The 6,587-nt window shown below is 66.3% G+C and carries 7 protein-coding genes; 4 read left to right on the plus strand and 3 right to left on the minus strand.

Annotated elements, in window-relative coordinates; translation table 11 throughout:
• From E2583_RS20020 to E2583_RS20030, 3 genes are all read right to left on the minus strand, one after another.
• The coding region (locus tag E2583_RS20020) for a phosphoribosyltransferase (protein ID WP_291597986.1) at positions 1-523 on the minus strand (523 nt) is incomplete at its 3' end.
• A 7-nt stretch (positions 524-530) separates the two neighbouring features.
• Entirely contained in the window at positions 531-1,760 is a 1,230-nt protein-coding gene (locus E2583_RS20025) for a M20 aminoacylase family protein (RefSeq protein WP_291597987.1), read from the minus strand.
• A 3-nt stretch (positions 1,761-1,763) separates the two neighbouring features.
• Entirely contained in the window at positions 1,764-2,756 is a 993-nt protein-coding gene (locus E2583_RS20030) for a tripartite tricarboxylate transporter substrate binding protein (RefSeq protein WP_291597988.1), read from the minus strand.
• A gap of 262 nt (positions 2,757-3,018) precedes the next feature.
• Here E2583_RS20030 and E2583_RS20035 point away from each other — a divergent pair, with 262 nt between their 5' ends.
• From E2583_RS20035 to E2583_RS20050, 4 genes are all read left to right on the plus strand, one after another.
• Entirely contained in the window at positions 3,019-4,821 is a 1,803-nt protein-coding gene (locus tag E2583_RS20035; protein ID WP_291597989.1) for a lysoplasmalogenase family protein, read from the plus strand.
• Positions 4,822-5,211: 390 nt separating this feature from the next.
• A complete protein-coding gene (locus tag E2583_RS20040) occupies positions 5,212-5,412 on the plus strand; it encodes a hypothetical protein (RefSeq protein WP_291597990.1) in 201 nt (66 codons plus the stop codon).
• 236 nt (positions 5,413-5,648) lie between these two features.
• Positions 5,649-5,972 (plus strand): hypothetical protein, encoded by a 324-nt coding sequence (locus tag E2583_RS20045; protein ID WP_291597991.1) that lies wholly within the window; start codon positions 5,649-5,651, stop codon positions 5,970-5,972.
• Positions 5,973-5,984: 12 nt separating this feature from the next.
• Positions 5,985-6,587, plus strand: a 603-nt coding sequence (locus E2583_RS20050) for a cation-transporting P-type ATPase (protein ID WP_291597992.1), incomplete at its 3' end; no start/stop codon positions are given.

Below are 6,587 nucleotides of genomic sequence, written 5' to 3' on the forward strand. Positions count from 1 at the left end.
GCCTGCCGGCAATCAGGCCCAGCTGATTCGGGTCGATATAGAGCAGCTTGCCCTTGCCCGGCGTGGTGATGGAGCTGACGGGCTCGGAGAGCTCGTCCCGATACCAGTATTTGCGCGAATATCCCAGGGGCACGTAGCGGCTGTGACCCAGGCGGCGTGCCACCAGCGGCGCGAAGGCCAGACCCAGCGTGGGCAGGCCGATGACCGCATCGAAGTCGTACGCCCCGGCGGCTTGCGCCATGTGCAGCGCCAGCTGCTCCACCACCTCCATCGACGCCTGGTTGGCAATCAGGGAGGCCACGCAGCGGTCCGGTGCAGAGCCATCGGCCGTCGGCATGCCGCGCAGCGGCAGCAGCAGATAGCGGCCGTCGGGCAACCGGGCCGGGTAGCTCTTCGCATAGGGCGGCAGAGGCGACTGGGTCAGCTCGGCCTCGGTGACGATGGCTTGCCAGTAGTCGGTCGTGGCATCGAAGCCGGGCAGGTTCTGGCCGCAAAGATCGACCACGGATGCAATTTCACTCATACAGGACTCAGTCGCGGCGCAGATAGCTCTCGGCCAGTTTCACCCAATACGAGGCCGTCACGGGCAGCAGGTTGTCGTTGAAGTCATAGGCCGCGTTGTGCACCATGCAGCCGCCTTCGCCCATGCCGTTGCCGACGATGAAGTAGTTGCCGGGGACCTGGTTGAGCATGATGGCAAAGTCGTCGCTGGCCTGCAGGGGCTGCAGATCGGGAATCAGCCATTCCTCGCCCAGGAATTCGCGCGCCACCGCGACGGCAAAATCCGTCGCTGCCTTGTCGTTCATGACGGGCGGATAGCGCCATTTGTAGTCCACCTCGGCCGTGGCGCGGTGCACGGCGGCCTGGGCATGGGCCATGGCCGTGATGCGCTCGCGCAGTTGCTGGCGCACCTCGGGGCAGCGCGCGCGGATGGTCACGCGCAGCTCGCAGGTTTCCGGAATCACATTGGGCGCATCGCCCGCATGGATGGCACCGATGGTGACCACGGCCATGTCGTTGGGGTCGATCTCGCGCGAACGAATGGTCTGCAGTGCCAGCACCAGATGCGAGGCCACGACGATGGGGTCCACGGCCACATGGGGCATGGCACCATGGCCGCCCTTGCCGCGGATGGTGATGATGGCGGTGTCCGAGCTGGAATACATCACGCCCGGGCGAAAGCCGAACTGCCCCGCCGGATAGCCGGGCTCGTTGTGAAAGGCGTAGAGCGCATCGCAGGGAAACAGCTCGAACAGGCCCTGCTCCACCATCTTTTGCGCACCGCCATGGCCTTCCTCGGCGGGCTGGAAGATCAGATTGAGCGTGCCCTGGAGCTGGTTCTTGCGCCCGGCCAGCACCCTTGCTGCGGCCAGCAGCGTGGCCGTGTGCCCGTCGTGGCCGCAGGCATGCATCTTGCCGTCGTGACGGCTGGCATAGGACAGGCCCGTGGTTTCACGGATAGGCAGCGCATCCATGTCGGCGCGCAGGCCAAGACGTTTGCCGATGTGCTTGCCATTCGCGTGATCGCCGCAGCGCAGCGTCCCCACCACGCCGGTTTCGCCCAGGCCGCGATGGACCTCGTAGCCCCATTCGGCCAGCCTGGCGGCCACGATATCGCCGGTGCGATGCTCCTGGTAGGCCAGCTCGGGATGGGCATGCAGATCATGGCGCAGGGCCAGCATCTCATCCGCGACGGCAGCCACTTCGGGCAGCACGGGCGGATGGATCTCGGCATGCACCGGGTTCAGAGGCGCGGCCATGGCTTATTCCGCCTGGATGTTGGCCGACTTCACGATCTGGGCATAGCCGGCTTTTTCCTTCTTCAGGAACTGGACAAAGCTGGCCTGGGTGCCGGAGCCGGGCGTGGCACCGCCATCTTCCAGGCGCTTGCGCACATCGGGCATCTTGAGCACGGCATCGAGCTCGGCAGCCAGGCGCGTGACCACGGCCTGAGGTGTCTTGGCGGGAACGAACAGGCCCGTCCAGGTGTTGAGGTCAAAGCCCTTGAGTTCGGCCGTCTCGCCAAAGGTGGGCACGTTGTGGATGGCATCGATGCGCCTGGCCGATGTCACGCCCAGGCCTTCGAGCTTTTTCTGCTGGATCATGGGCACCGCGCTCACGGTGGTGAGCATGCCCACATCGACCTGACCGCCCATCACGTCGCTGGTGATCTGGGCGCCGCCGCGGTAGGGCACATGCACCAGCTTGATCTTGGCGCGCTCCTGCAGCATTTCCATGGCCAGATGCAGCATGGTGCCCACGCCCGAGGTGGCATAGGTCAGCGAGCCGGGCTTGGAACGCGCCAGTGCAATCAGCTCGTTCAGATTGTGCGCCGGCAGACCGGGACGGGCCACGGCGACCACGGGTGCGATGGTGGTCAGCCCCACAGGGGTCAGATCCTTTTCGGCGTCGTACTTGACGGCGGAGTTCACCAGTTGCGCAATGCTGATGGGGCCGTCGAAGCCCATGAGCAAGGTATAGCCGTCAGCCGGGGCCTTGACGGCCTTGCTCACCCCGAGCACGCCGCCGGCGCCTGGCACGTTGTCCACCACGATGGACTGGTGCAGGCGCTCGCCCAGCTTCTGGCCGATCAGGCGCGCCGTGGTGTCCACATTGCCGCCGGCGCTGAACGGCACGATCAGCGTGATGGGCTTGGTGGCGGGCCAGGCGTCGGCGGCGGCGAAAACGGCGGGCGCGGTAAAGCCTGAGGCCAGCAAGGCGGCGGCGGCAACAAAGGAGCGGCGGGATGTGGACATGGGCATGCAGCAAGAATGCGGACAGGCTGACGGCTCCAGGCCCATCCCGGGGTCGCAGCGTCGCGGTACTGGCCGGTAAATTTGGGTGCGCCCTCCGGCGGACGGGCAAGCCGCCGATTATCCCAGAGCGCCTTGTCGGCTGCCATAACAGGAAATACTTAGCAATCCCGATTCACCCTTGAAACCCGGTAAAGCCTGCAGCGCCGGGCGCTAGGGTTCATGCCAAGCCGCCGGACACCGGGCCGCTCCAGAATCGGAGCCCATGCTCTCCCCCAGCCAAGTCATCGTTCTGGCCACACCGGTCTTTTTCGCACTGATTGCCGTGGAATGGATCATCAGCCGCAGACGCGGGCGCAATGCCTATGCGCTGGCCGATGCCATCAGCTCGCTGAACCTGGGCATCCTGAGCCAGACCAGCGCCGTCTTCACCAAGCTGCTGACGCTGGGCATCTACACCGTCGTGGCCAGCCATGTGGCGCTGATCGAGGCCGATGCCTTCTGGCTCAGCCTGCCAGGCTGGTTGCTGGCCCTGCTGTTCTACGATCTCTGCTACTACTGGCTGCACCGCATGGGCCACGAAGTGGGCGTGCTCTGGGCCGCCCATGCCGTGCACCACCAAAGCCAGGCCTACAACCTCTCCACCGCGCTGCGCCAGACCAGCTCCGGCGCACTGCTGGGCTGGATCTTCTATCTGCCCATGGCCCTGGCCGGCGTGCCGCCGCTGGTGTTTGCCGTGGTTGGGCTGATCGATCTGCTCTACCAGTTCTGGGTGCATACCGAGCAGGTCGGGAAACTGGGCTGGTTCGACCGCTGGTTCTGCGCGCCCAGCAATCACCGCGTCCACCATGCCGTCAACGAGCGCTATCTGGACCGTAACTACGGCGGGATTCTCATCGTCTGGGACCGGCTTTTCGGCACTTACAAGACCGAGGACGACGAGGAACCGTGCGTCTACGGAACGCGCGGCCTGCTCAAGAGCTGGGATCCGCTCTGGGCCAATCTCAGCGTCTACCGCCAGCTGGCCCATGACAGCTGGCATGCGCGCAGCTGGCTGGACAAAATCCGCGTCTGGTTCAAGCCACCGGGCTGGCGGCCGGCCGATGTGGCGCGGCGTTTTCCCAGGCCCGCCTTCGATCTGGAGGAGCACCGCATCCTCTATGCCCCGACCATGAACCGGGCGCTGCGCTGGTTTGCCTGCCTGCAGTTCGCAGCGCTGATTGCGGGCACCGCAGTCTTTCTCTGGCATGCCGACCAGTCGCCGCTGGCCACCAACCTGATCGGGTTCGGCGTGCTGCTCACCGGGCAATGGGCCTTGGGCGCAGCCATGCAGGGCCGCATCAGCCTGTGGCTGGCACTGATGCTGCAAAGCGGCGCACTGGCCACGGCCACGGCAGCACTGGGACTGACGACATGGCATTGGCTGTTCAAGCCTGCCACCATGGTTTTTGCGCTCATATGCATCGCGTCTTGCGCAAGGCAGACATCAACAACCATACAAAAAGTGTCTCAAAAGCATGTCCATCTGCTGCTGGCAGCTATTGGTTTCTCCATGTCAGGCGATGTCTTCCTGATGCTGGACGGACAGCTGCCGACCAGTCTGTTCATTCCCGGCCTGGTCAGCTTTTTGCTGGCCCATGTCTGCTACGTTGCGCTGTTCAGGCTCGATGTGAGCTGGTTTGCCGACCGCAGCGCACTGCTGCTGGTGGCTGTGATCGGCACCGCCATGTATGTCTTTCTCTGGACCCATGGCCTGCCTGGTGCCCTGCGTCTGCCCGTGGCCGCCTATGTCGGCGTCATCGCCCTGATGGCAGCGCAGGCCTGGGGACGCTATCGTCAGCTGCGCAGCCGCGCCGCACTGCTGACCGCCCTGGGCGCCAGCTTTTTCATGCTCAGCGACTCCATCCTGGCCATCAACCGTTTTGTGCAGCCGCTGCCCTGGTCCACAGTGAGCGTGCTCGGCAGCTATTACGCAGCGCAGACCCTCATCGTCTGGAGCTGCGTGCGGCAATGGGCCGAGCCCGCAACCCGCCAGGCCCCGGCGCAATTGCAACTGAAAGCCACCTAGGGTTGACCCTGGGACCGGTCTCGGCCGATAATCGGCAGATCGCAATTTCAGGAGTCCCCACGTGGACAGTGCCAGTTCAACCAGTGATTTATCGCACGCCGCAATGGCTGCGAAGCTGGCCGACTGACAGACTCCCCCGGATCGGGAGTCGTCATCGACCGCCCCGCATCCCTTGCCCCGCGCCCCTCGCAACTTGCTGTTTGGCTTCCCGACGTTCGGGGCGGCCTGCCGTGCGCAGCACGGATAGTGGCCTCAAGCTCGCAAGCTCTGCTCATCACTGAGTTCTCGCGTCGCCATCCCGCTCCGGCTACCCGCCGGTTCGTGGCCGCGCCAGAACGCTTGTGCCGCGCTGCCGCCTGGCCCGCTCCCTCAACCGATGAGGAGAACGCCATGAGCAACCGCCTGACCCGCTCTCTGCGTCCACTGCACCCGTGGCTGCACGGCCGTGCCGCGACCACGCAACAACAGGGCGTGCGCGCCGCCCCGGCTGCCCTGCCGCAAGCGCTGGAACAGACGCTGGCGCTCGATGCGCTGACAAGCTGGCCCACGCATCGCATCCGCAGCTTTCTGAGCAGCCGCAGCGCGCGCTGAGCCGCCCCGTCGCGGACCGCCACCGGCCCGCTTTTCATTCACACCTGACCAAGGAACACGTATGGATCCCGACCCGAGTCGATCGTGCAGCGCGCCCGGTGTGGCGCGCTGCCAAGCCTTTGGCCTGCGTGTGCCCCCGATGGCTGCGCGCAGGGACCGGAACCCCGTCCCGGGGCGGCACGCCTGATGCAGTAGCAGCGGCGGGCAGCTCCCGGGCCTCCCCAAGGAGTATGCCCATGCAACGCCTCGCCTGGCTGCGCGTGCTGCAACGCAGCCGCCCCGCCCCCCGCCTCGATGACACCCCCCGCCACCATGGCCTGACCCATGCCCTGATCGCGGCACTGTGCGAGCGCCGCACCGATGTGCTGCGCCACCTGGTCGACCGGCATTCCGCATCCCTCATGGCCAGTGCCATGGCCAATCTGAGCATGCGCCAGCGCGCCGATGCGCTGTCGCTGCTGACCCGGGAGCAGCGCCAGCGCATCGACGAGCAGTGGGGCGCCGGCCAGGCGCGGCAGCCATGGATGCAGCCCGGCCGCAGCAGCAAGGCACTGCACTGACAGGAGGCCGTGATGCCAACCCTCAAGAACCTGTTTCGGGCCTTCTTGCGCAGCCACCGCCTGGCGGGCCTCTTCGGCCGCCGGCCGATGCCTGCGGGCGGCCCCTCCACCGCCGTCAACCTGCCGCCGGCACAGGTGCAGACCCTGCAGGCCGCCGCCTGCAGCCCTGCGGCTGCGCTGCTGCAGCAGCTGGACACCTCGAGCCGGGGCCTAAGCCCCGAGCAGGCCCGCCAGCGCCAGCTCCGCCATGGGCCCAACGAGGTCGCGCATGAAAAGCCGCTGCCCGCATGGCTGCACCTGTGGCATTGCTACCGCAACCCCTTCAACCTGCTGCTGACGCTGCTGGCCGTGGTCTCCTACCTCACCGAGGACGAGAAGGCCACCATCGTCATCGCCAGCATGGTGCTGCTGTCCACGCTGCTGCGCTTTGTCCAGGAAGGGCGCTCGCGGCGCGCCGCCGCGCGCCTGCAGGCGCTGGTCGATAACCGCGTCACCGTGCGCCGCAGCAGCGATGCACAGGCCGCAGACTTTCGCGACAGCGGCGGCGGCCATGACGCCTCGCTGTCCGAGCTGCCCATGCGCGAGCTGGTGCCCGGGGACATCGTGGCCCTGTCG

The sequence above is a fragment of the Comamonas sp. genome, from assembly GCF_009360615.1.
GTDB lineage: Bacteria > Pseudomonadota > Gammaproteobacteria > Burkholderiales > Burkholderiaceae_C > Comamonas.

What these genes read in the sequence shown, in the direction of transcription:
- E2583_RS20025 (WP_291597987.1), bottom strand. Translation starts at nt 1,760, where the DNA reads ATGGCCGCGCCTCTGAACCCGGTGCATGCCGAGATCCATCCGCCCGTG.
- E2583_RS20030 (WP_291597988.1), bottom strand. Translation starts at nt 2,756, where the DNA reads ATGTCCACATCCCGCCGCTCCTTTGTTGCCGCCGCCGCCTTGCTGGCC.
- E2583_RS20035 (WP_291597989.1), top strand. Translation starts at nt 3,019, where the DNA reads ATGCTCTCCCCCAGCCAAGTCATCGTTCTGGCCACACCGGTCTTTTTC.
- E2583_RS20040 (WP_291597990.1), top strand. Translation starts at nt 5,212, where the DNA reads ATGAGCAACCGCCTGACCCGCTCTCTGCGTCCACTGCACCCGTGGCTG.
- E2583_RS20045 (WP_291597991.1), top strand. Translation starts at nt 5,649, where the DNA reads ATGCAACGCCTCGCCTGGCTGCGCGTGCTGCAACGCAGCCGCCCCGCC.